The following is a 21,452-nucleotide window of genomic DNA, read 5'->3' on the forward strand; positions in this document are numbered from 1 at the left end:
GGCGCTCCGCCCGAAACTCGTTCCCCGCTTCAGACGCGATCGGGTTCTCTGACCGGTCGCTTCTGCGTCTGCCAGTACTCGGCCCCCTTGATACCGAGCGGGCCCGGATCGAAGTGCGGGTCGAGGCCCTCGCGCCGCTGACGGTCGTAGTCCCGGATCACCTTGCGTACGACGGGGGTCAGCAGCAGGACGCACGCCATGTTCAGCCAGCCCAGGATGCCGTAGCCGATGTCGCCGACCGCCCACATGGCGTCGGCGGTGACCGCGCTCCCGATGAACGCGATGGCCAGGGTGCCGACCTTGACCAGCACGTCCAGCGCCCTGCTGCGGCGATCGCCGAGCAGGAACACGAGGTTGGTCTGGGCCACGTAGAAGAAGAACACCATCGAGGTGAACGCGAACATCGCCACCGCCACCGCGACGAAGACCGCGCCCCAGCCCGGCAGGCTGGAATCGATGGCCTCCTGCATGAAGTTGGGGCCTGCGACCGCACCCGGAACGTGCTCCACGAGGAACCCGCCGGCCGGGTCCTTCACGTTGTAGGCGCCCGTGACGACGAGGAGCAGTCCGCTCGCGGTACAGATCAGCAGGATGTCGATGTAGATGCTGAAGGCCTGGATGATGCCCTGCTTGCCCGGATGCGTGGTGGTCGCCGCGGCGGCCGCGAAGGTGCCCTCGCCGAGGCCGGTCGCGGAGGCGAACACGGCCCGGCGCACGCCCCAGGCCACCGCGTAGCCGACGATGCCGCCGAACACCTGGTCCTTGCCGGTGGCGCTGGAGACGATGAGGACCAGCGCGTCCGGCACCTTCGTGATGTTCATGCCGATGATGACGAGCGCACTGAGGATGTAGCCGAGGGCCAGGAACGGAACGATCGCCTCGACGACCTTCACTATCCGGCGCGTACCGCCCAGAATGACAACCGCGAGGACGGCGGTGACGACGAGGCCGGTCACCGGCCCGTCGACGCCGAAGGCCAACTCGGCGCTGGAGGCGATGTTGTTGGCCTGGACCCCGGGGAAGACGAAGCCGTACCCGATCAGGGTCGCCACCGCCACGATCGTGGCGAGCCAGGGGGCTTTGAGCCCGTACTTGATGTAGTACGGCATGCCGCCGCGGTCCTCTCCGTGCTCGCGGCGTTTGTAGACCTGGGCGAGCACGGACTCGGCGTACGCGCAGGTGGAGCCGAGGAGCGCCGTGATCACCATCCACACGAGCGCGCCCGGACCGCCCGCGGCGACGGCTGTGGCGACACCCGCGATGCTCCCGACTCCGATACGGCTGGACAGGGACAGCGCGAGCGTCTGCAGCGAGGACAGTCCGCCTTCACTCGCCTCGCCGGCCCGCAGGTGCCGGATCATGTCGGGGAAGCGACGGAACTGGACGCCCTTGGTGAGCAGCGTGAACAACACGCCGATTCCCAGGGCGACATAGGCCAGCGGATCCCAGATCCACCCGCTGATCGTGGACAGCATTTCCATGTGCGGCGTCTCCAGTGGCTCGGTGACACCCGTCCCTGGACGACCCCGGCACTCTACGCGGCGATCCCGGCCAAAGAAACCCTTGTGTGATCTGTGATCACATATTAACGTTCTGGCCGACCGGAGGTCAGCGAGCCGTGCCTGAACCCATCACCCTGACACCCGTCCCTGACGGACTCGCACGGACCGCCCACGGCCACGGAGCCCGTCCTCCGGGCACCCCTCACAAGCCGCCGCTCAACGTGGCTCCGCCCACCCACACGTACGACCTACCAGGCGCGTATGCCCCATCGGACAGAACGTCGACCTGGTCGACGCCGACGCGCCGGCCACAGAAAGGGAACGTGATGCGCGAGACGCGACGGGGTGTGTCCCAACAACGGGCCGGCCCACCGGAATCGGGGCGTCGTGCGTGCTCGCAGCATCACTGCTGTGGGGCACGACGGGAACTTCCGCGAACCGTCGTGTCGACCGCGGAGCCATTCCGGCCCACGCCCGCAGTCCGACACGTGTCGTCGATGCAATGACCGTGGGACGACCGTGGAACGACCACTGAGCGGTCGCCCCGGCTGCGCCTCGTCACGACCGCGCCTACCGTCGACGGCATGACCGACATTCCCGCGCAAGCAGACGTCGTGTTCGTGGGCGCTGGTCACAACGCCCTGGTCGCCGCCGCGTACCTGCTCGATGCCGGGCGCAGCGTATGCCTCCTCGATCAGATGTCCCGGCCGGGCGGCTGGGTGCGGACGGAGGAGCTCGGCGCTCCCGGATTTCTGCACGACCGCTGGTCGGCGCTGCATCCGGCCTTCGTCGGCGGTCCCGTCTGGGCCGAGCTGGGGCCGGACCTGAGGCGCCACGGGCTGGAGTACGTCACCGCGCCGCTGGCCACCGCCTCCTCGCTGCCCGACGGCCGGACGGCGATCGCTCCCGTCGACCAGCAGGCGTTCGCCGAGGAGCTCGACCGGCTCGGCGAGAGGGCCCGGTGGGACGCCCTCCTCACGGCTGTCGGCCCGCAGCTGCAGACCCTGCTGGGGCTGCTGGGCACCGGCCTGGACAACCCTGAGGCCCAGGCAGCGCTCGCCGGGCTGCTCCGCGACAGCCGCCAGAGCCCGGTGCCGTTCGGCCGTCTGCTCTCCGGCAGCGCGCTCGACCTGGTCAACGATCACTTCGGCGCCGAGGAGCTCCGTTCGCTCGCGGCGCCGTGGCCGCTGCACTTCGGCGCCGGTCCCGAGGATCCCGCAAGCGCGCTGTGGGCCGCCTTCGCCCTGGTCCTGCTGGGCGGCGGCGCCCCGACGCCCGTCGGCGGCAGCGGCCGTCTCACGGACGCGCTCCTCGCGCTGGTCACCGAGCGTGGCGGCGATGTGTTCAGCCGCGTCGACGTCGACGAGATCCTGGTGAGCGAGGGGCGTGCCGCCGGAGTCCGCACCGCCACGGGGGCGACCGTGCAGGCGCGCGAGGCGGTCATCGTCTCCGCGACACCCGACCGGCTCTACGGGCGGCTGCTGCGCGGCTGGGGAGGCGTCCCCGCAGGCGTACGGGCGCAGGCGGCCGGCTACCGCTACCGGCGTGGCTGCTTCCAGATGAACCTCGCGCTGACGGCACGGCCGCGCTTCACCGACAGCCGGCTGGACGCCGGCGGCGGCATCAATCTGGGACGCGGCGTCGAGACGCTCGCCACCGCCGTGCGTCAGGCCGAGGCCGGGCTTCTGCCGCAGTACCCGTCGATCTCGTGGCACGAGCCGACTGCCGTCGACTCCACCCGTGCCCCTGAGGGGCGGGCGGTCGTGCGCCTCCAGGTGCTGGACGTCCCGCACACCCCGAAAGGGGACGCCGCCGGGAGCGCATACGGCGCCGAGGGGTGGGACGCGGCAACCGCCGAGGCGTTCGCCGACCGCGTGCTCGCCGAGGTCGAGGCACACGTCCCGGGCCTGACCGGGCTCGTCCTGGAACGTCACCTGACCACACCCGCCGACCTGGCCAGGCAGAACCCGAACGCCGGCCCCGGCGATCACGCCGCAGGCGAGAACTCGCTTCAGCAGGCGTTCACCCAGCGTCCCATCCCCGCCCACGGCGGCGGTCACCGCACGCTCCTGCCCGACGCCTGGCTGATCGGAGCGGCGACCTGGCCCAGTGCCGCCGTCAGCGGTATCTCGGGTCGTGCGGTCGCGCAGGCACTGATCGGCCGCACCCCCTGACCGGTGCGGCCACCGGACGGGCTCTTTCCCATCCGAAACGCTTCCTGCTGAAGCGCTGAGGAGTGCTAGGGCGCGTACTGGTGGAAGCCTCGGCCCGTCTTGCGGCCGAGCAGGCCCGCCTGCGTCATGCGCAGCAACAGCGGAGGCGGGGCGTACAGCGGTTCCTTGTACTCCTCGTACAAGGACTCGGCGATCGCGGTGACCGTGTCCAGGCCGATGAGGTCCGCGAGGGCGAGGGGGCCCATCGGGTGGGCGCAGCCGTGCACCATGCCGTCGTCGATGTCGGCGGCGGACGCGGTGCCGCTCTCCAGCATCCGTACGGCCGCGAGGAGATAGGGCACCAGGAGCGCGTTCACCACGAAGCCGGCCCGGTCCGTGGCGTGCACGACGCGTTTGCCGAGCCGTTCCTCGGCGAAGGCGCGGGCGCGTTCCTTCGTGTCGGCGCCGGTGAGCAGCGACGGGACGAGTTCGACGAGCGGGAGTACGGGTACGGGGTTGAAGAAGTGGATCCCGATGACCTGGGCGGCGCGGGTGGTGGCCGTGCCGAGTTTCATGATGGGGATCGAGGAGGTGTTGGAGGCGAGGACCGCGTCGTCGCGCTCCACCACTTTGTCGAGCGTCGCGAACACGGAGGTCTTCACGTCCGCCCGTTCGGCGACCGCCTCGACGACGAGGTCCCGGTCGGCGAACTCGCCCAGGTCGGTGGTGAGCCGGAGCCGGGAGAGGGCGTCCTCGGCCTGCTCCGCCGTGAGTTTGCCGCGCTCCGCGGCGCGGCGCAGGGACGTCCCGATCCGGGTGCGGGCGGCGCGGGCCGCGCCCGGATCGGTCTCGGCGACGAGGACGTCCAGGCCGGCCCGTGCGCACACCTCCGCGATGCCGGACCCCATGAGGCCCGCTCCGACGACGCCGACGCGTTCGATGTCCGCCACGGTGGACTGCTCCTTCGTTAGGGGTCGTTAGGGGTCGTTAGGGGTTATGTGTGCTGGAGAGATGCGGGTTCGAGGCCCGCGTCGGCCGCCTCGACCGCCGCGCGTTCGGCGTCGACGTCGAGGGAGCGGCACAGGGCGAGATACAGCAGGGCCGAGACGGCGAGGCCGACGAGCATCGTGACGTCGGCGCCGCGCACCCAGTGGGCGAGCGGTCCGCGCAGGTCGCCGATGACGGCGAACGGCAGCATGGAGACGAAGCCGACGCCGTACGCGGTGAGGCCGCGCCAGTTCCAACGTCCGTAGATCCCTTGGGGGTTGAAGATCTCGCGGATCGAGTAGTGGCCGCGGCGTACGACGTAGAAGTCGACGAGGTTGACCGCGGTCCATGGCGTGAACAGCATGCCGAGCACGATCAGGAAGTGCCCGAACGTGGTCAGGAAGTCGTCGCTGGAGCTGAAGGCGAGGGCGGTGGAGGCGACGCCGAGCACGAGGAGCGTCACGATCCGCGACGTCAGGGTGAGCGGGATGCGCTTGACCGAGTCGACGGACGACAGGAGGGTGAGGCTGCCGCCGTAGAAGTTGAGGGTGCCGATGGTGATGAGCGGCGCGACGGAGATCAGCAGCAGGGTCGTACCGAGGCCGGGCAGCACCGTGTCACCGGCGTGGATGACGGACTCCACGAGGTCCAGCTTCGGGAACAGGCCCGCGGCGACGGCGCCGACCAGCATCATCCACGTACCGCCGAAGCCCGCGCCGAGGTACGTCCACCAGAACGAGGAGCGCACACCGACGGTGGGCGGCAGGTAGCGGGAGTAGTCGGAGACGTAGATCGACCACGACAGCTGGTACACGGCGGCGTGGAAGAGCTGGATCAGGAACGGGGCCAGGGCGAAGGCGCTCAGGTCCAACTGTTCGGCGGAGAACGGCGCGACGATGACGATGCCGACGGAGAAGACGATCAGTCCCGCCGTCATGAGGTACGTCAGCCAGCGCGACGCCTTGTGGATGAAGTCGTAGCCGACGACGGCCAGGACGATGGCGAGCGCCGCGTAGACGATGTAGCTGACGCCTACGGGGGTGTCGGCCAGGTGTTTCATGGTGGAGCCGACGAGGACCTGGTTGAAGGCCGTGTAGCCGATGTACGTGACGAGGGCGACGATCCAGACGAGGAGCGCCCCCACGAAGCCGAACTGCGGCCGGGACTGCACCATTTGGGGCAGTCCGAGCTGCGGTCCCTGTGTGGAGTGGAACGCCATGAAGAACGTGCCGAGCGCGTTGCCGAGCACGATGGCGATGGCCGTCCAGATGAGGTTGCCGCCGAGGGCGACGCCGATCGCGCCGGTGGCGACAGTGGCCAGGTGGGCGTCGCCCGCGAACCAGACCGGGAAGAGGTGCCACACCTTTCCATGGCGCTCGGCGAGCGGCACGTAGTCGATGGACCGGGTCTCCACCACGGATCGGCGTCCCGCGGGCTCCGGTTGCTGCGGGGTCTGCCCCGGGTTCGACGTGGTGACTGCCATGGGTCTGGGCCTCCTGGGATAGGGCTCTGTGGCCGGGTGGCGGATGTCAGTGATGTGCTGCGGTCCCCCTGTCGTGCGGTCGGGCGCCTGGTCAGCCCGTGCGGTTGAGGGCCGCGTAGGCGAGCTGTTCGAGGAGCAGCGCCGTCTCCTTCGGGGCGTCGGCGGCGGCGTCGACGACCTGCTTGGCGATGGAGAGGGTGAGCGCCTCGTGCCGGGTCAGTTCGCCTGCGAGGGCGAGGGCGCGGGCCGTCACCGGCCCGGTGTCGGCGTCCGTGATCTCGGTCAGCAGGCCCCATGCGAGGGCTTCTTCGGCGCCCAGGCGGCGGCCGCGCAGCACGAGGTCGCGGGTGCGGGCGGGGCCGACCTCGCGGACGAGACGGGCCACTCCCCCGGATCCGGGCAGGATGCCGAGTCCGACCTCGGGCAGGGCGAAGACGGCGTCGCGGTCCGCGATCCGGAAGTCGGCGGCGAGGGCGAGTTCGAATCCGCCGCCCATGCAGTAGCCGCTGATCGCGGCGACGGTGGGCTGCGGGAGCGCCGCGAACGCCTCGTAGACGGCGCCCGATCCGCGGTAGTACGCGGAGATCGCCTGCGGGGTCATCTCACGCAGCTCGCCGGTGTCGGCCCCGGCCGAGAAGGCGCGCTCGGTGCCGGAGACGACCACGGCCCGGCTCCCGCGGACGTCCGGGGAGCGCAGGGCGTCGAGGAGGGCGGCCTCCATGTGGGTGGAGAGCGCGTTGAGCTTGCGGGGGCGGTCGAGGGTGACGACGGCGATGTCGCGCCGGTCGCCGTGGAGGGCGACGGTGACGGTGCCGTCCGCGGTGTCCTCGGGGGCGAGGGAGGCGAGAACCATGGGGCGGGCTCCTCCGGTTCAGGTCAGGGGTGGGGGTGGGGCGGGGGCCGCCGGCTGCTCAACAGGTGGCCCCCGATGCTGCTATGGCGAAACGTCAGCTCTGGATCTCGGTGGTGAACGACAGCAGGTCGTCCAGGCCGCGCTTGGCGACCTCGTTCGTGATGACCAGGCGCTGGATCTCGGAGGTGCCCTCCCAGATCCGGTCGACGCGCAGCTCGCGCCACAGCCGCTCGACCGGGTTGTCCCGCATGTAGCCGCGACCGCCGAAGATCTGCAGGCAGCGGTCGACGATGCGGTTGGACGCCTCGGACGCGGCGAGCTTGGCGGTGGCCGCCTTGGCGTGCAGGGTCTTGCGGTCGCCGCCCTGCTCGAACTCCCAGGCCACCTGGTGGGTGAAGGCCCGGTTGGTGGCGATCTCCGTGACCGAGTCGGCGATGTACGCCTGGATCATCTGGCGGTTGATGAGCTTGTCGCCGCCCTGCTCGCGCTCCTTGGCCCACTCGACGGCGAGGCGCAGGGCGCGCTCGGCGGCGCCGATGGTGCGCGCCGCGATCATGAGGCGCTCCTCGGTGAACCAGTCACGCGTGAGGTCATAGCCCTCACCGATCTTCCCGAGGACGGCGTCCTGGCCGACCCGCACGTTCTCGAAGAGGAACTCGGGGTGCTCGTAGACGAAGGTGTGGGTGTAGCGCGGGGTGCGCTTGACGGAGATGCCGGGGGTGTCCTTGTCGATGAGGAACATGGTCGGCTCGTTGTCGGGCTGCACGTACGCGAGGACGATCAGGAAGTCGGCGGTGTCGCCGACGGTCACGAACCACTTCTCGCCGTTGATGAGGAAGTCGTCGCCGTCGCGGACGGCCGTCGTGGCGATCCGGGACGGGTCGGAGCCGGCGTGCTCCTCGGTGATGGCGACGGCGTCGCGGCGGTTGCCGAGGATGTCCGGTACGAGGTAGCGCTCACGCTGCTCGGGGGTGCAGGCGCGCAGGCAGTTGGCGGGCCGCCAGACCGCGTCCCACAGGGCGTTGGTGAGCTTGCCGAGCTCGTCCTGGACGACGACCTGCTCCAGGACGGACAGGCCCGCGCCGCCCCACTCGACGGGCATGTTGATGGCCTGCAGTCCGTGTGCGAGGACCTCTTCGCGGATGGCGGCGTGCGCCTCGGGCGACAGGCCGTTGTCGGCCTCGCACGCGTCCTCGTACGGCATCATCTTGCCGGTCAGGCTGGCGGCGCGCTCCTTGAGCTCGGCGAGGCGGGGGCTGAGGGCGAACTCCATGGTGTTCCTCCTGAGTTGGGGTGGTGCGATCAGGGCGATCAGGTCGTACGGGGTGGTGTGCGGGGTCAGCCGAGGACGACGCGGGCGTCCAGGCCGAGGCAGCCGTGCTGGGCGGCGAGGAGCGGGTTGACCTCCAGTTCGGCGATCTCGGGGTGGGCCGCGGCGGCTTCGGTGATCGCGGCGACCGTGCGGGCGAGTGCGTCGAGGTCGACGGCGGGGCGGCCGCGGACGCCGTGCAGCAGGGCCTTGGCGCGCAGCTCTTCGAGGAGTTCGCGGGCGGCGTCCGGGGTGAGCGGGGCGAGGCCGAAGGCGACGTCGCGCAGCACCTCGGTGGTGATGCCGCCGAGTCCGACCATGGCGACGGGGCCGAAGCGGGGGTCCTGGCGTACGCCGACGATGAGTTCGACGCCCTGACTCAGGTCGGCCATCGCCTCGACGCAGTAGCCGGGCGGGGCGAGGCGGTCGGCCATGTCGGTGACGGCGGCGCGTACGTCGTCCGGTGTCCGCAGGCCGAGGGCGACGCCGCCCGCGTCGGACTTGTGGAGCAGGCCGAGGGCCTTGACGACGACGGGGCCGCCGATCGCGCGGGCCGCCTCGACCGCCTCGTCGGGGGTGGTGACCAGGCGGGCGTCGGGGAAGTCGACGCCCGCGGTGCGGATGAGCTCGCGGGCGGTCCAGTAGCCGTCGTCGGTGACGGGTGCGGCGGGCGCGGGCAGCGGGCTGATCGCCGGGGCGGTGGGCGCGTGCTTGGCCAGCATGCCGAGGCTGCGTGCGGCCTCCTCCACGGCGCGGAACACCGGGACGCCCAGGCGCTGCAACTCCTCGGCTGCGGCGCTGTAGTGGTACATGGTGTGCACGGCGACCGGCTTGGCGCGGTGCCGCACGAGTTCGCCCATGTCGGCGGCCGTCGCCAGTTCGGCGGCGGCGAGTTCGGGGCCGTACTCGCCGTATCCGCCGAAGAACCCGGTGACGAGAACGGATTCGACCTCCGGCGAGTCCAGCAGGACGCGCAGGGTGCGGGCGAACGACGTGATGTCCTGCTCGCCGGCGCCCGCGAGGTCGACGGGGTTGCCGACGCCTGCGGACGGGGTGAGTTCGGCGCGCAGCCGGGCGGCGAGATCCGGGGAGAACTCCGGGACGGTCAGGCCGTGGGCCTCGGCGAGGTCGCTGGCGACGGAGGCGTGGCCGCCGCCGTCGGCGAGGACCGCGGTGCGGCGGGCCGGTGCGGCGCCGAACAGGTGCAGGGACTCCAGGAGCCCGGCCATCTGGCGCGGGCTCGCCACCCGGTCGATGCCGCCCGCCCGGCAGGCCGCGTCGATGACGGAGCTGTCGCTGGCCAGGGCGCCGGTGTGGGACTGGGCGCCGCGCACCGAGGCGGCGCTCGCGCCGATGGTGAGCAGCACGACCGGCTTGCCGACGGCCGCCGCCTCCGCCGCAGCGGCGACGAAGTCACGGCCGTCGCCGAAGTCCTCGCTGTAGACGGCGATCAGCTCGGTCTCGGGGTGCACGGTGTAGGCGCGGATCAGGTCGGCGACGGTGAGGTCGGCCTGGTTGCCGAGGGAGGCGAACCGGGAGAAGCCCAGGCCGCGTTCGGCGAGGATGCGGCTGAGTTCGAGGGCCATGTTGCCGCTCTGCGAGATGAGGCCGATGGGCCCCGGCGGCAGCGGGTTGGAGGACAGATACAGCTCACTGCTGCTGTCCAGGACGCCGAGGCAGTTGGGGCCGAGGAGCACGGCTCCGGCGGCGCGGACCCGCTCGGCGAGCCGGGCCTGCAGTGCGCGGCCCTCCTCACCGGTCTCGGCGAACCCGGCGGTGATCGCCACGATGGCGCGGGCACCGGCGGCGAGTGCGTCGTCGACCGCCGCCTCGAATCCGGCGGCCGGTACGGCGATCACGGCGAGGTCGACCTGCTGGGGCAGCGCGGCCATCGAGGCGTAGGTGGGCTCGCCGAGGACGGGCTCACCGCGCCGGTTGACCAGGAACACGGGGCGGCGCTCGCGCATCCGCAGGGCCTGGACGCTGATCCAGTTGCCCCACTTGGAGGTGTCATTGCTGGCACCCACCACGGCTACGGCGTTCGGAGTGAACAGGGGGCGCAGGTCGCGCGGGGCGTCAGTGGCCTGGTAGCGCTGGACGGAAGGTGGACTCGGGTGAGCGGCGTCGACGGTCATGCGGGCCTCCGGGGCGGCGGGTGCGGGTGCGGGTGCGGCTTGGGTGCGGGGCCTTGCGGTGGGGCGGGAGGGCGACGTGCGTGAGGTGCGTGGCGTGCGCGCTGCGGTGTGAGGCGCGGCCGGCGAGCGGAGGCAGCCCCGGGCGCCGGGGTGGGGCGCGTGAGGGAGTCCGACGTGAAGTGCGGGCGTCCGACGTGAAGTGCGGTTGGGCGTAATGGTGTTGCGGGAGCACAGGAGCACTGGGGTGGGGCTCCTAAAGCCCGGGCTGATGTGACGTCCGGGTGATGTCAGGTGAGTTGGGGCGGTCGGCCGCTCCGGGGCGGTGGGGTGTCGTGTCCCGAGAGGTACGGCGCGCAGGACGGACCGTCGAGGCAGCGCCGGGGTAGGCCGACCCGAACCCGCCCCGGTTTCAAGGCGATTCGGTCCACGCGTGTCAGGCTCGCGCGCCGGGGGTCACACGAGTTCCGGCACGGCGTCGACCGCGTGGGCCGGGACCGGATGGCCCGCACCCCAGGCGTCCGCGCCGCCGTCCACGACGACCGTGGTCCCCGTGACGTACGCCCCGCCGGGCGAGGCGAGGAAGGAGAGGACGCCGGCCACGTCGTCGGGGGTGCCGAGACGGCCGAGCGGCACCGACTGTTCCCAGCGCTCACGGTCCTCGGCGGAGTAGTTGCCGTCGAGTCCGTCGGTGGCGATGGTGCCGGGGGCCACGCAGACCGTACGGATGCCGTACCGGCTCCACTCCAGGCTCAGGCCCGCCGCCAGGTTCTCCACAGCGGCACGGGCCGCGGCGGCGTGCGCGAATCCGGGGATGCCGCGCCGGGGGGAGAAGGCGATGAAGAAGACGGCGCCACCGCCCTGCGGGATCATCGCGCGCCGGGCGACCTCGCGCGTCATGGCCCAGGTGGCGTCGACAGCGAGGCGGTGCACCGCGCGCCAGCCGTTCGGGGTGATCTCCTCGGCGGGGGCGGAGAACTGGCCACCCGCGTTGTTGACCAGGATGTCGATCCGGCCGAATGCGTCGAGCGCCCGGTCGACGACGGCGGTGACCTGCTCCGGCTCCCTGATGTCGGCGGCCACGGCGACGGCCGTCCCGCCGAAGGACTCGATCTCCTCGACGACTCGGGCGAGCGGCTCGGGCCGCCGGCCGCAGACCAGAACCCGCGCGCCGCCCGCGGCGAGGGCGAGAGCCGTCGCCCGCCCGATGCCCGTACCGCCACCGCTCACCAGAGCGGTCCGGCCTGCGTGGACGTCCGGCCTGAGCACACCGGAAAGCGGCAGGGGAGAGTTGCTGCGCACGGATCCTCCTAGATCTGCGAGCCGCGCAAATTGCGATTGACTGATGCGTCAGTTAGCCAGCGCAACACGACGCCGTCAAGGGGGTACGCAGGGATTGATTTCCGCTCTTGCCAGGGGTGTTGTCGATGACGCACCATGCGCTTGGCAGCTGACTCAGAAGTCAACTCCAGGGCTCCTGGAGCGGCTCTGCCATGATGAGCCCTTGCCCGCGGAGCGGGGAGGGCACAGGCAGCGGAATGGAGCCGATCCATGACCATGCGGACCACAGGCAACGGAGACGACGACCGGCGGCGGCACATCCTTGAAGCGACCTGGCAGCTCATCGCGGAGCGCGGGTTCCACGCGGTGCGGATCGCCGACATCGCACGCGCCTGCGGCACCAGCACGGGCACGGTGCACTACCACTTCCCGGGCAAGGACGACGTCCTGGCCGAGGCACTGAAGTACTGCGTGGGCCAGGCGTTCACACGGCAGAGCGCCCAACTGCGGGCCATCGACGACGCGCACGCCCGTTTGCTGAAGCTGATCGATCTCCAGCTGCCGCGGATGGGGCAGGTCCGGGACGAGTGGGCGATCTGGCTGCAGTACTGGGCCGAGGCGGCCGTGCGCCCGGAGTTCCGACCGGCGCACAACGAGTACTACGCCCGGTGGCAGGAGACGGTCCGCAGCATCGTGCGGCGCGGACACCGGCAGGGCATCTTCCGCGAGGACGCCGATCCGGACGTCGTCGCACTGCGCCTCACCGCGCTGACGGACGGGGCGGCGATCCAAGTACTCACCGGCGTGCCCGGGATGACGGTGAGCACCATGCGCGAGCTGCTGGTGGAACAGGTGGCCAGGGAACTGCTGCCGACACCGGCCGCCGCCCCGGCCGGCTGACCACACGTCCCGGCCCACGACGCCCCGCCCTGGGCGCGGCACGACGTCCGCCAGAATGCCTCGGGTGACGCCTCAAGCGCCGCCCGCTCGGCCGGAGTTGACGTGGATCGGGACGTCAAAGAGGGAGATGCATGCGAGCCTGCGCCCCGCTTCGCGCGGCTGGCCGCCGACAGAAGGCGTACGGCATCTGGCGCCGCCCTCCGGCCGCACCGGGCACAGCGGCAGCCACTACGTCCTGCCCGCGCCCCCTTCGGCGATGTGTTTCCCGCCAGCAACCGTCCTACGCCGGCAACAGAAACTCACAGTGGCTCTTCCCTGACTGCCGGCCCGGGCAGCCGATGAAACCGGCCGGCCTCCCAACTCATCTGCGTGAGAGCGACGTTCTTCCGCAGCGCGCAAGGGCTTCCGCGATCCGCCAACTCGCCCTCCAGACCCCGGCCCGTGCAAGCCCTCCGTCACCCTCAGTCGAGGACTGCGGTGGCTTCGATCTCCACCAGGTGCGCCGGTACGTCCAGTGCCGCCACTCCCAGCAGAGTGGCCGGCGGAACCGGGGTGACCTCCAGCTTCGCGGACGCCCGACGGATGCCCTCCAGGAGCTCGGGCATTTTGTCGGGAGTCCAGTCGACTACGTGGACGGTCAGCTTCGCGACATCGCCGAAGGAACCGCCGACTTCGGCCAGAGCGGTGGCGATGTTGAGGTAGCACTGCTCGACCTGGGCGGCGAGGTCGCCTTCGCCGACCGTGCGGCCCTCCGCATCCCAGGCGACCTGTCCGGCGATGAAGACCAGCTTCGTTCCTGTCGCGATCGACATCTGCCGGTAGACATCGATCTCGGGCAATCCGCTGGGGTTGACCAGTGTGATGGCCATTTTGCTGCCTCCTAGTCACGGGAGCCCGTGGGCCCGCCGTCGCGGGGCCAAGGCGTCTTCCGGTCTCTTGTGGTTACTCAGGAACTGTAGGAGAGTGACCGCTGACGTGGAAGAACGCACTTTTCAGTTACTGGGGAACCTCAAAGTGACCAAGCAGTTCACGGGCTCGCCCGACGAAGCCGACCTGAGGCGCGCGGACTCTCTGGCGCGGGAGATCTTCTCCGACGTCGCCAACAAATGGGCGCTCCTCATCATCGAGACCCTGGGCGAGAGCACGCTGCGCTTCAGCGAACTGCGGAACCAGATCGAGGGCATCAGCCACAAGATGCTCACCCAGAACCTGCGCATGCTTGAGCGCAACGGCCTGGTCGAACGGACCGTGCACCCCGTCGTGCCGCCGCGGGTCGAGTACACCCTCACCGAGCCGGGCCAGGCCCTGCGGGTGACGATCGACGGACTGTGCGACTGGACCCACCGATACCTCGGCCACATCGAGAGCTCCCGTCACAGCTTCGACGCCTGAGACGCTGTCCTGTCACGGCTGTCGGCGGGTGGGACGAGCAGCCGCCACGATTCGCCCTTCCGGATGAACCACCGGGCGGCGACGTCCCCGTTATCCTCGGCCGCGACCAGCAGCGGCCCCGGGTGGATGAGGTGGACGAGGGCCGTCTGCTCGACGGCCTGCCAGGTGTCGCACCACAGGTTGACCTGCCACCAGCGGGTATCCGCTTCGCGCCGCGACGTGCACCGAGCGCAAGGCCAGCAGCAGGAGTCCGATGTCGTCGAGGTAGACGGGGTCCGGCAGCAGGTCGACGGGTGACACCGTGTAGATCACGGCGGCCCAGACCAGCGCCTTGTTGCCCAGCGGGATTCCCGCGGAGAGGAGCAGCTTCCGCGCCCGGATCACCCGCACCAGGAGAACTGCGGCGATGCCCATGGTGAGCAGCACGACGGCTGCGGCAAGGATGAGCCAGGCTTTAGGGTCCATGCCTCATCGTGTACCCGCTCAGCGGGTGCGCCACAGGGCACCGAAAGCCGTCGCCCGGATGCGGGAGCGGGATGCGGAAGCAGGACGCAGGACGCGGGGCGCAGTCAGAGCGCTGAGCGGCGCAGCGCGAGGAGCGCCTGGTCGTCCTGGGGCCGGCCTCCCGTGTGGCGCCGTACGTCGTGGATCAGCATGTCGAGGACCTGCGCCGGTGTGGGGTGCTCGCCGGACCTGGCGCGGTGCTGGAGCAGAACGGGCAGGCGCTGCGCAGCGTCGTAGAAGGTGCCGTCGGCGTCGCGGGACTCGGTGATGCCGTCCGTGTAGCACAGGAGTGTCGCGCCGGGCGGGAACGGAAAGGTGTCGACCGGTGAGGACCAGTTGCCCAGCGCTGCCATCCCCAGCGGTGGCACTTCCTGAGACGGTTCGAGGACGGTGGCCGAGCCCTGTGCGTCGAGGAGCAGGGGCGGTGGATGGCCGCGGTTGACGATGCGTACGGCGCTGAGGTCCGCGGGGAACTCCGCGATCAGGGCGGTGGTGAATCCCTCCTCCTGTTCGAGGCCGCCGCGCCGCCCGCCCTCACGCAGCAGTGCCTGCTCCAGCGAGCGCACGAGCTGTGCGAGGTCCTCGGCCTCGTCCGCGGCGTACCTGAAGGCGCCGAGATCGGCGCAGACCGCGCTCACGGCGCCCAGGCCCTTGCCCCGTACGTCACCGACGAGGACGCGTGTGCCGTACGGGGTGTCCTGTACGACGTACAAATCGCCGCCGATCATGGCCTCGTCCTCTGCGGGCACGTACCGGGCGGCAATGTGCAGGTCGCCCAGGCGCGGCGGCGGTCTGGGCAACACGGCGCGCTGGGCTACGGCCGCGACGTGCTGAGCACGCCGGGTCCGGGCGTTCTGCCTCTTCAGCGTGCGGTTGATGAAGATGGCCAGCAGGGTCACGGCCAACAGGGTGAACTGGTTGGCCAGACCGCGGTGCCAGCCGAAGGTGCCGTCCACCCAGGCCAGTCCCGCATGGACGCCCATCGAGGCGAGGCCGACCCAGATGATGCCGGGCAGCGTCAGGAGCGGGGCGGCGGCGACGGGCGCCGCCATGATGAGGGGGGCGGACGTCACCTTGGTCGGAGTCACCAAGTCGATCGCTACGGCCAGCACGATTACGCCGGCGGGAATCCACTGGGCTTTGTTCTGCTGCACCACTCCCCCACGCTGGCGGCAGTCGGCGTGCGCCGCATCCCGGCGGACGCGGCGGAGACCTCGTGCGACGAGAACGCCGGGGCGGGGTGGTCACATGGGCGGCGTGGAGTCGGATGCGGTGGTTCATCACCGCATCCGACTCGTCGACGGTGTCGATCCTGACGCCAGGGGTCTCCTGGATCGCCTGGTCGCCGGTCTCGGCTGCGAGGACGCGCAGCAGCAGGTTCAGGCGCGGTATGCCTGTCATTGGGTGCGGGGATGACGCGCCGAAGGGCGTACCGGGCGAAGACTCTGCTCATGGCCGCTGCCACATCACCTCGAGCCGCTCAATGAGCTTCAGTGAGCCGCCGCCATCAGTTGTGCCGCCTTCTCTCCCACGAGGACCGTCGGTGCGTGCGTGTTGCCGTGGGTGATCGTCGGGAACACCGATGCGTCGGCGACGCGCAGTCCGGCAACGCCGTGCACGCGTAGCTGCGGGTCTACGACGCCGTCGGTTTCTGTTCCGATGCGTGCGGTGCAGGAGGGGTGGTACGTGTGGGCGACGTTGCGTCGGATCTCGGCCTCGATCTCCGAACGGCTGGCGGCGCCTCCTCCGGGGTGGAGCTCGCGCGTGGTGAGGCCGCGCATGGCCGGCGAATGCGCCACCTCGCGTACGCGCTCGATGCCGGCGACCATCGAGTCCATCTCCGCCGGGTCGGAGAAGTAGTTGAACGTCATGGCGGGCTTCGTCGTGGGGTCGGCTCCCCGCAGACGCACCTGGCCGCGGCTGCGGGAACCGACCAGCGAGAGGCCGATCGCGTACGCCGGCTTGTCGTGCGTCGTGAAACCGTTGTTCCAGAAGTACGCCGGCGCACCGATCATCTGCATGTCAGGCGCGGCCTCGCCCGAGCGCGTGTGGAAGAACGCCCCGACCTCGCCGATGTTCGATGTCAGTGACCCGCGTCGTGCTGCGACGAACTTGGCGAGCTGGACCGGCGACTGCGCGTTCGCCAGCGTTCCACGTGCCGTGGTCTCGAAGTTCACGAGGTAGAACGGGTGGTCCATCAGGTGTGATCCGACGTTGGGGTTGTCGACGACGACCTTGATCCCGTGCTGTGCGAGATGATCTGCCGGCCCGATCCCTGAGAGCATCAGGATCTGCGGCGTGTTGAAGGCACCCGCGGACACGACGACCTCGCGGTCAGCCTGATGGAACTCCTGGCGCCCGGCACGGGTGACCTCGACTCCCACGACCCGTCCGCCCTCGATGCGCAGGCGATTGACGTGCGTCTCCGTGAGTACGGTGAAGTTCTGGCGCTTCGACGCCGGCTTCACGAAGCCGTCGGCGGTGGTCCAGCGCCGTCCCCGCCTCTGCGTCACCTGGTTGAATCCGGCGCCGACCTGCTCCGCGCCGTTGAAGTCGGGGTTCCGAGGCAGTCCGGTGGAGACGATGCCTTCGATGAGGCTCTCGGAGAGGGGGTTCGGGGAGCGGAGGTCTTCGATGTACAGCGGGCCGGTCGCACCGTGGTACTCGCTCTCGCCGCGCGAGTTGCGCTCCGAGTTCTTGAACAGGGGAAGGACATCGTCGTAGGACCAGCCTGTCGCACCGTCCTTCGCCCAGGCGTCGTAGTCGTGCCGGCTGCCGCGGACGTACATCATCGCGTTCATTCCGCTGCAGCCGCCGAGGTACTTGGCCCGGGGGTGGTACAGTGAGCGGTTGTTCAGGCCGGGCTCCGGCTCCGTGTCGTAGTTCCAGTCGAGGTTCGTGCGGAACTGCGTGGCGAACGCCGCTGGGATCTGCACGTTCATCGGCTTCTTGGCGCTGCCTGCTTCGATCAGCAGGACCCGTACGCCCGGATCCTCCGAGAGCCTCCCGGCCACGACCGCACCAGCCGAGCCCGCACCCACCACAATGTAGTCAAACGCCGCCATCAGTTCCTCACCAGAGTCGTCGGTCCCGGAAATCTCGCATCGTGCGAGGGGACAGCGCTTGGCATTGCGTCCAGGATTCGGCTGCTGCATTGTGTGCGTGTCCAAAACCCTGTCTCATCTGTCTGACCGAGGACTACGTCGCACTGGAGGTGCCTGAGTGACTGTGGCGGGTTCCCCCGATCTCTTGGCGTGGATGCGCGGATTCGCCGAGGAGGCCGTCACCGACAGCGTGTCCGCGGCGTTCGTCCGGAAGGTCGACGACCGCATAATGGATCAGATCCCCACGATCGCCGCCGATCCGATGCTGGGCGAGATCCTTCACGGGAGCACCCGCTCGCAGTGGCGGTCGTTCGCGACGAACCTGGCCTGCGAGCACCAGTTCGCGCTGCCTGGACCGGCGGCCGATCTAGCCCGCTCGCTCGCCCGCCGTGGCGCCGACCTGGGCGTCCTGCTCAAGGTCTACCGCGCCGCACACCACAGTGTCTTCACGTTCTTCACCGAGGTCACCGACACTTTCGACGAGTCCGCACCCCCGCGCGACGAGGCTCTGAAGTACATGTGGTCCCGCGCCGAGCAGTGGATGAACGATTCGGTGGAAGCCCTCATCGAGACGTACTACGCAGAGCGGCAACAGCTGCTCGAGGGCGCTCTGCTCCGTCGCACGCGATTGGTCGAGGACATCCTTCAAGGTACCGCGGCCAACATCGATCAGGCTTCGAGCGAACTGGCCCATCCGCTCACACACTGGCAGAGCGCTTTCATCGCGTGGACGGGAAACCCGGACGCGGCGGACGCCAACGATCGGGTACTCCATATCGCCAACCTCCTGGCGCAGAAACTGAACGCCCCGCGCCCGCTGACCGTCGCGGCCGGAAGCCGTGACTGGTGGTTCTGGGTCGCGACCCCGTCACGTCCCGAACTCGGCTCCTTCGCCGATCTGGAAGCCGCTCTCGAGAAGTGGCAGATTCACCTCTCATCCGGATCGCCGTCGCCCGGGGTGCAGGGATTCCGCGCCGGGCACGCCGAGGCCAAGGCGGCCCAAAAGGTCAGCCTCAGCGCCGTCGTCCCGCGCGCGGTCACGGAATTCGCCGACGTAGAACTCCTGTGCCTGGTCGCCGACCACCCTGAGATGACCCAACGCATGGTGCTCCGCGAGGTCGGAGGGCTCTGCGGGACGGACAGGAACCTCGCCCAGCTGCGTGACACCGTCCTCGCCTACTTCTCCAACAGCCACAACGTCGAGGCCACGGCCGAGCAGCTCTTCGTCCACAAGAACACCGTCCGTTACCGACTGACGCGTGCCGAGAAGATCTTGGGTCACCCGCTGACCGACCGCACCGCGAAGGTCGAGCTGGCCCTGCGATACATCGCCCTCTTCGGTCCCCCCAAGCCCTGACCGTCGTTCGGGGTCGTTGGGGTCGTTGGCCGCAAGGTCCTACGGCCGGGGGGCGGTGCGCGATGGATGCAGATTCGGTGGAGGGGACCGGTCCTGATCATCAGAGGCCGGCAGCTGCCGCCTTGTCGGCGGGCCACGATCTCGGGCTTCGCCGCTTTTGACAGGGCTGTCTGCCGCGGTGGACGCCCGAGTCGAGCATGTCGGTGACGACGTGTGCGTCGCGGGCTTCGGTACGTGCGGCGGCGGTCCGGCTCCGGCTCATGGCCAAGACGGTATTCGCTCCCCTGCCAGCGTTCTTGTGCCCCCGCACAAAGGGGACAGGCCTCCTTGGATGCCTGTCCATGGTCAGCAGGTCTCCCGGGCGCCATCTTTGCTTGCGTCAGGAGTTCTTGTGTCACGAGCCGACATCCAAGGTTGCCATGGGCGAGACCGGACGTGTCCCGCAGCGCGGCATCGTGCGCGGGGACGGCGTACGGACAGCAATATCCGGACCGTGGCGACCCACGGTGGCGGCGCCGACGTTCCGGCTGATGGCGGAACAAGGACTGCCGGACAGCGACTTGGCGGACTCTGCCCTCATCGACCCTGCGCGCGACACCCCCGGCCAGCCAAGCGTCTGACACACCGGGCCCCCGGCCACCCACCGACCCACCCACCTCAGCCCGCCGCCCACCGCCTCTGCCCCTGCCCCTGCCCCTGCCCCTGCCCCTGCCCCTGCCCCTGCCCCTGCCCCTGCCCCTGGAGCAAACCGTGCCCTCCACCGCTGTCGACACCGAACAGCTGGACCAGGCCCTCGCCGAGCTGCGCGACGGCGCCACGACGTGGACCACCACCCCGATCGCCGAACGGATCGCTCTGCTGGAGCGGTTGATGCCGCGGATCGTCGACAGTGCCGCGGACATGGCCGCCGCCGGCGCCCGCGCCAAGGGATACGGGCCCGACTCTCCTTGGGCGGCCGAGGACTGGATCGGCGCACCGTGGGCGCTCGCCCAGAACGTCAGTGCCTATCTGCATGTGCTGCGCCGGATCGCGGCGGGCGAGGATCCGGTAAAGGCCGGGGCGGTACACATGCGCGACGGCCGCACCCTGGTCGACGTCTTTCCCGCCACCGGCTGGGACGCTCTCCTGCTCAACGGGTTCACCGCCCAGGTGTGGATGCGCGCCGGCACCACCGCGCAGCAGGTACGGGAGCGGGCCGCCGGCGAGTACCGCGGCCGGCCCGGACGCCCGGCCGTCGCCCTGGTCCTGGGAGCGGGCAATGTCGCGGCCATCACCGCGCTCGACATCCTCCACAAGCTCTATGCCGAGGGCCAGGTCGTCATCGCGAAGATGAACCCGGTCAACGCCTATCTGCGCCCGCACTTCGAGCATGTCTTCGCGGAGTTCGTCGAGCGCGGCTGGGTGCGCTTCATCGACGGTGGTGCGGACGAGGGCGGCTACCTGTGCGCACACACGGGTGTCGACGCCATCCACGTCACCGGCAGCGACCGCACCCACGACGCCATCGTGTGGGGCACCGATGAGCGGGCGGGCGAGCGCCGCCGCGACGACAAGCCGCTGACCGGCAAGCCGTTCACCAGCGAATTGGGCGGGGTGAGTCCCTGCATCGTGGCTCCCGGACCGTGGAGCGCGGCGGACTTCCGTTTCCAGGCCGAGCACATCGTCACCAGCAAGATGAACAACTCCGGCCACAACTGCATCGCCAGCCAGATCCTGGTTCTGCCCCGGGAGTGGGACGGCACCGAGCGGCTGCTGGAGGAGATCAGGCGGGTGCTGCGAGAACTGCCACCGCGCACCGACTACTACCCCGGCGCCGACCAGCGCCTTGCCTCCGTGCTCAAGGCGCACCCGCAGGCCGAGACACACGGCGACGGTGACTGCCGCATCGTGGTCCCCGACATCACCGACCACGACGACATGCTGATCACCGGCGAGGTCTTCGGCAGCGCCCTCGGCGTCGTACGGCTGCCGGGCGCGACCCCGGCCGAATTCCTGCGCCACGCAGTCGACTTCGCCAACGACACGCTCCCCGGCACCCTCGGCGCGACCCTCATCGTCCACCCGAAGACCGAGAAGACCCACCGCACCGCAGTGGACACTGCCGTCGCCGGACTGCGCTACGGAACCCTCGGGGTCAACTGCTGGTCGGCGATCGGTTTCCTGCTCGGCTACACCCCCTGGGGCGCCTACCCCGGCCACACGCGCCAGGACATCGGCAGCGGCATCGGCTTCGTCCACAACGCCTTCATGCTCGAGGACATCGAGAAGACCGTGCTGCGAGCCCCGTTCGCCCCCACTCCGCGTGGTCTGTTCACCGGCTCCCCGTCGCTGTCCCCGCGTCCGCCGTTCTTCGTCACCAACCGCACGTCGCGTACGACCATCGAACGCGTCACCCGTTTCACCGCCTCGCCCGGCATCGCCAAGCTGCCGGCCATCTTCTCCTCCGCGCTGCGCGGCTGACGACGCCGTACTCCACACCCGAGCCGGACAGGCCC

General features: G+C 70.2%; 17 protein-coding genes. 6 read left to right on the forward strand and 11 right to left on the reverse strand.

Annotated features, from left to right (window positions below; all coding sequences use genetic code 11):
* Positions 1–29 precede the first annotated feature (29 nt).
* On the reverse strand, positions 30–1,481 hold the full coding sequence (locus ACZ67T_RS34925; RefSeq protein ID WP_469989515.1) for an alanine/glycine:cation symporter family protein: 1,452 nt from the start codon (positions 1,479–1,481) through the stop codon (positions 30–32).
* A gap of 605 nt (positions 1,482–2,086) precedes the next feature.
* Between ACZ67T_RS34925 and ACZ67T_RS34930 the strand changes: the two genes are divergently transcribed.
* On the forward strand, positions 2,087–3,676 hold the full coding sequence (locus ACZ67T_RS34930; RefSeq protein WP_469989517.1) for a phytoene desaturase family protein: 1,590 nt from the start codon (positions 2,087–2,089) through the stop codon (positions 3,674–3,676).
* 65 nt (positions 3,677–3,741) lie between these two features.
* Here ACZ67T_RS34930 and ACZ67T_RS34935 read toward each other — a convergent pair whose 3' ends face one another.
* The 6 genes from ACZ67T_RS34935 to ACZ67T_RS34960 all read right to left on the reverse strand — a co-directional run bounded on the left by ACZ67T_RS34935 (position 3,742) and on the right by ACZ67T_RS34960 (position 11,721).
* Positions 3,742–4,605, reverse strand: a complete 864-nt coding sequence (locus tag ACZ67T_RS34935) for a 3-hydroxybutyryl-CoA dehydrogenase (protein ID WP_469989519.1) — start codon at positions 4,603–4,605, stop codon at positions 3,742–3,744.
* Between the two features lie 44 nt (positions 4,606–4,649).
* Positions 4,650–6,125 carry a purine-cytosine permease family protein gene (locus tag ACZ67T_RS34940; protein WP_469989520.1) on the reverse strand — a complete coding sequence of 492 codons (1,476 nt, stop codon included), beginning with the start codon at positions 6,123–6,125 and terminating at the stop codon, positions 4,650–4,652.
* A gap of 91 nt (positions 6,126–6,216) precedes the next feature.
* Positions 6,217–6,978, reverse strand: a complete 762-nt coding sequence (locus ACZ67T_RS34945) for an enoyl-CoA hydratase/isomerase family protein (protein ID WP_469989522.1) — start codon at positions 6,976–6,978, stop codon at positions 6,217–6,219.
* A 94-nt stretch (positions 6,979–7,072) separates the two neighbouring features.
* On the reverse strand, positions 7,073–8,251 hold the full coding sequence (locus ACZ67T_RS34950) for an acyl-CoA dehydrogenase family protein (protein ID WP_469989524.1): 1,179 nt from the start codon (positions 8,249–8,251) through the stop codon (positions 7,073–7,075).
* A 65-nt stretch (positions 8,252–8,316) separates the two neighbouring features.
* A complete protein-coding gene (locus ACZ67T_RS34955; protein WP_469989526.1) occupies positions 8,317–10,422 on the reverse strand; it encodes an acetate--CoA ligase family protein in 2,106 nt (701 codons plus the stop codon).
* Between the two features lie 453 nt (positions 10,423–10,875).
* The gene (locus tag ACZ67T_RS34960) at positions 10,876–11,721 is read right to left on the reverse strand and encodes an SDR family oxidoreductase (protein ID WP_469989528.1); all 846 of its coding nucleotides are present in this window, start codon (positions 11,719–11,721) and stop codon (positions 10,876–10,878) included.
* A gap of 249 nt (positions 11,722–11,970) precedes the next feature.
* On the opposite strand from ACZ67T_RS34960, the gene ACZ67T_RS34965 reads away from it, so the two are divergent.
* The gene (locus ACZ67T_RS34965; RefSeq protein WP_469989529.1) at positions 11,971–12,600 is read left to right on the forward strand and encodes a TetR/AcrR family transcriptional regulator; all 630 of its coding nucleotides are present in this window, start codon (positions 11,971–11,973) and stop codon (positions 12,598–12,600) included.
* A 461-nt stretch (positions 12,601–13,061) separates the two neighbouring features.
* On the opposite strand, the gene ACZ67T_RS34970 is transcribed toward ACZ67T_RS34965, so the two are convergent.
* Entirely contained in the window at positions 13,062–13,469 is a 408-nt protein-coding gene (locus ACZ67T_RS34970) for a RidA family protein (protein ID WP_469989531.1), read from the reverse strand.
* Between the two features lie 145 nt (positions 13,470–13,614).
* Here ACZ67T_RS34970 and ACZ67T_RS34975 point away from each other — a divergent pair, with 145 nt between their 5' ends.
* Positions 13,615–13,992, forward strand: a complete 378-nt coding sequence (locus ACZ67T_RS34975; protein ID WP_469989533.1) for a winged helix-turn-helix transcriptional regulator — start codon at positions 13,615–13,617, stop codon at positions 13,990–13,992.
* A 90-nt stretch (positions 13,993–14,082) separates the two neighbouring features.
* On the opposite strand, the gene ACZ67T_RS34980 is transcribed toward ACZ67T_RS34975, so the two are convergent.
* The 3 genes from ACZ67T_RS34980 to ACZ67T_RS34990 form a co-directional block, all read right to left on the reverse strand.
* Positions 14,083–14,457 carry a YkvA family protein gene (locus ACZ67T_RS34980; protein WP_469989534.1) on the reverse strand — a complete coding sequence of 125 codons (375 nt, stop codon included), beginning with the start codon at positions 14,455–14,457 and terminating at the stop codon, positions 14,083–14,085.
* A gap of 104 nt (positions 14,458–14,561) precedes the next feature.
* The gene (locus tag ACZ67T_RS34985; protein WP_469989536.1) at positions 14,562–15,653 is read right to left on the reverse strand and encodes a PP2C family protein-serine/threonine phosphatase; all 1,092 of its coding nucleotides are present in this window, start codon (positions 15,651–15,653) and stop codon (positions 14,562–14,564) included.
* Between the two features lie 333 nt (positions 15,654–15,986).
* The gene (locus tag ACZ67T_RS34990) at positions 15,987–17,651 is read right to left on the reverse strand and encodes a GMC family oxidoreductase (RefSeq protein WP_469989572.1); all 1,665 of its coding nucleotides are present in this window, start codon (positions 17,649–17,651) and stop codon (positions 15,987–15,989) included.
* 103 nt (positions 17,652–17,754) lie between these two features.
* Between ACZ67T_RS34990 and ACZ67T_RS34995 the strand changes: the two genes are divergently transcribed.
* From ACZ67T_RS34995 to ACZ67T_RS35005, 3 genes are all read left to right on the forward strand, one after another.
* Positions 17,755–18,957 carry a PucR family transcriptional regulator gene (locus ACZ67T_RS34995; RefSeq protein ID WP_469989538.1) on the forward strand — a complete coding sequence of 401 codons (1,203 nt, stop codon included), beginning with the start codon at positions 17,755–17,757 and terminating at the stop codon, positions 18,955–18,957.
* Positions 18,958–19,376: 419 nt separating this feature from the next.
* A complete protein-coding gene (locus ACZ67T_RS35000) occupies positions 19,377–19,577 on the forward strand; it encodes a hypothetical protein (RefSeq protein WP_469989539.1) in 201 nt (66 codons plus the stop codon).
* A 130-nt stretch (positions 19,578–19,707) separates the two neighbouring features.
* Positions 19,708–21,417, forward strand: coding sequence for an aldehyde dehydrogenase family protein (locus ACZ67T_RS35005; RefSeq protein ID WP_469989541.1), 1,710 nt, complete (start codon positions 19,708–19,710; stop codon positions 21,415–21,417).
* Positions 21,418–21,452: the final 35 nt, after the last annotated feature.

Source organism: Streptomyces sp. NPDC107517, from assembly GCF_055582645.1.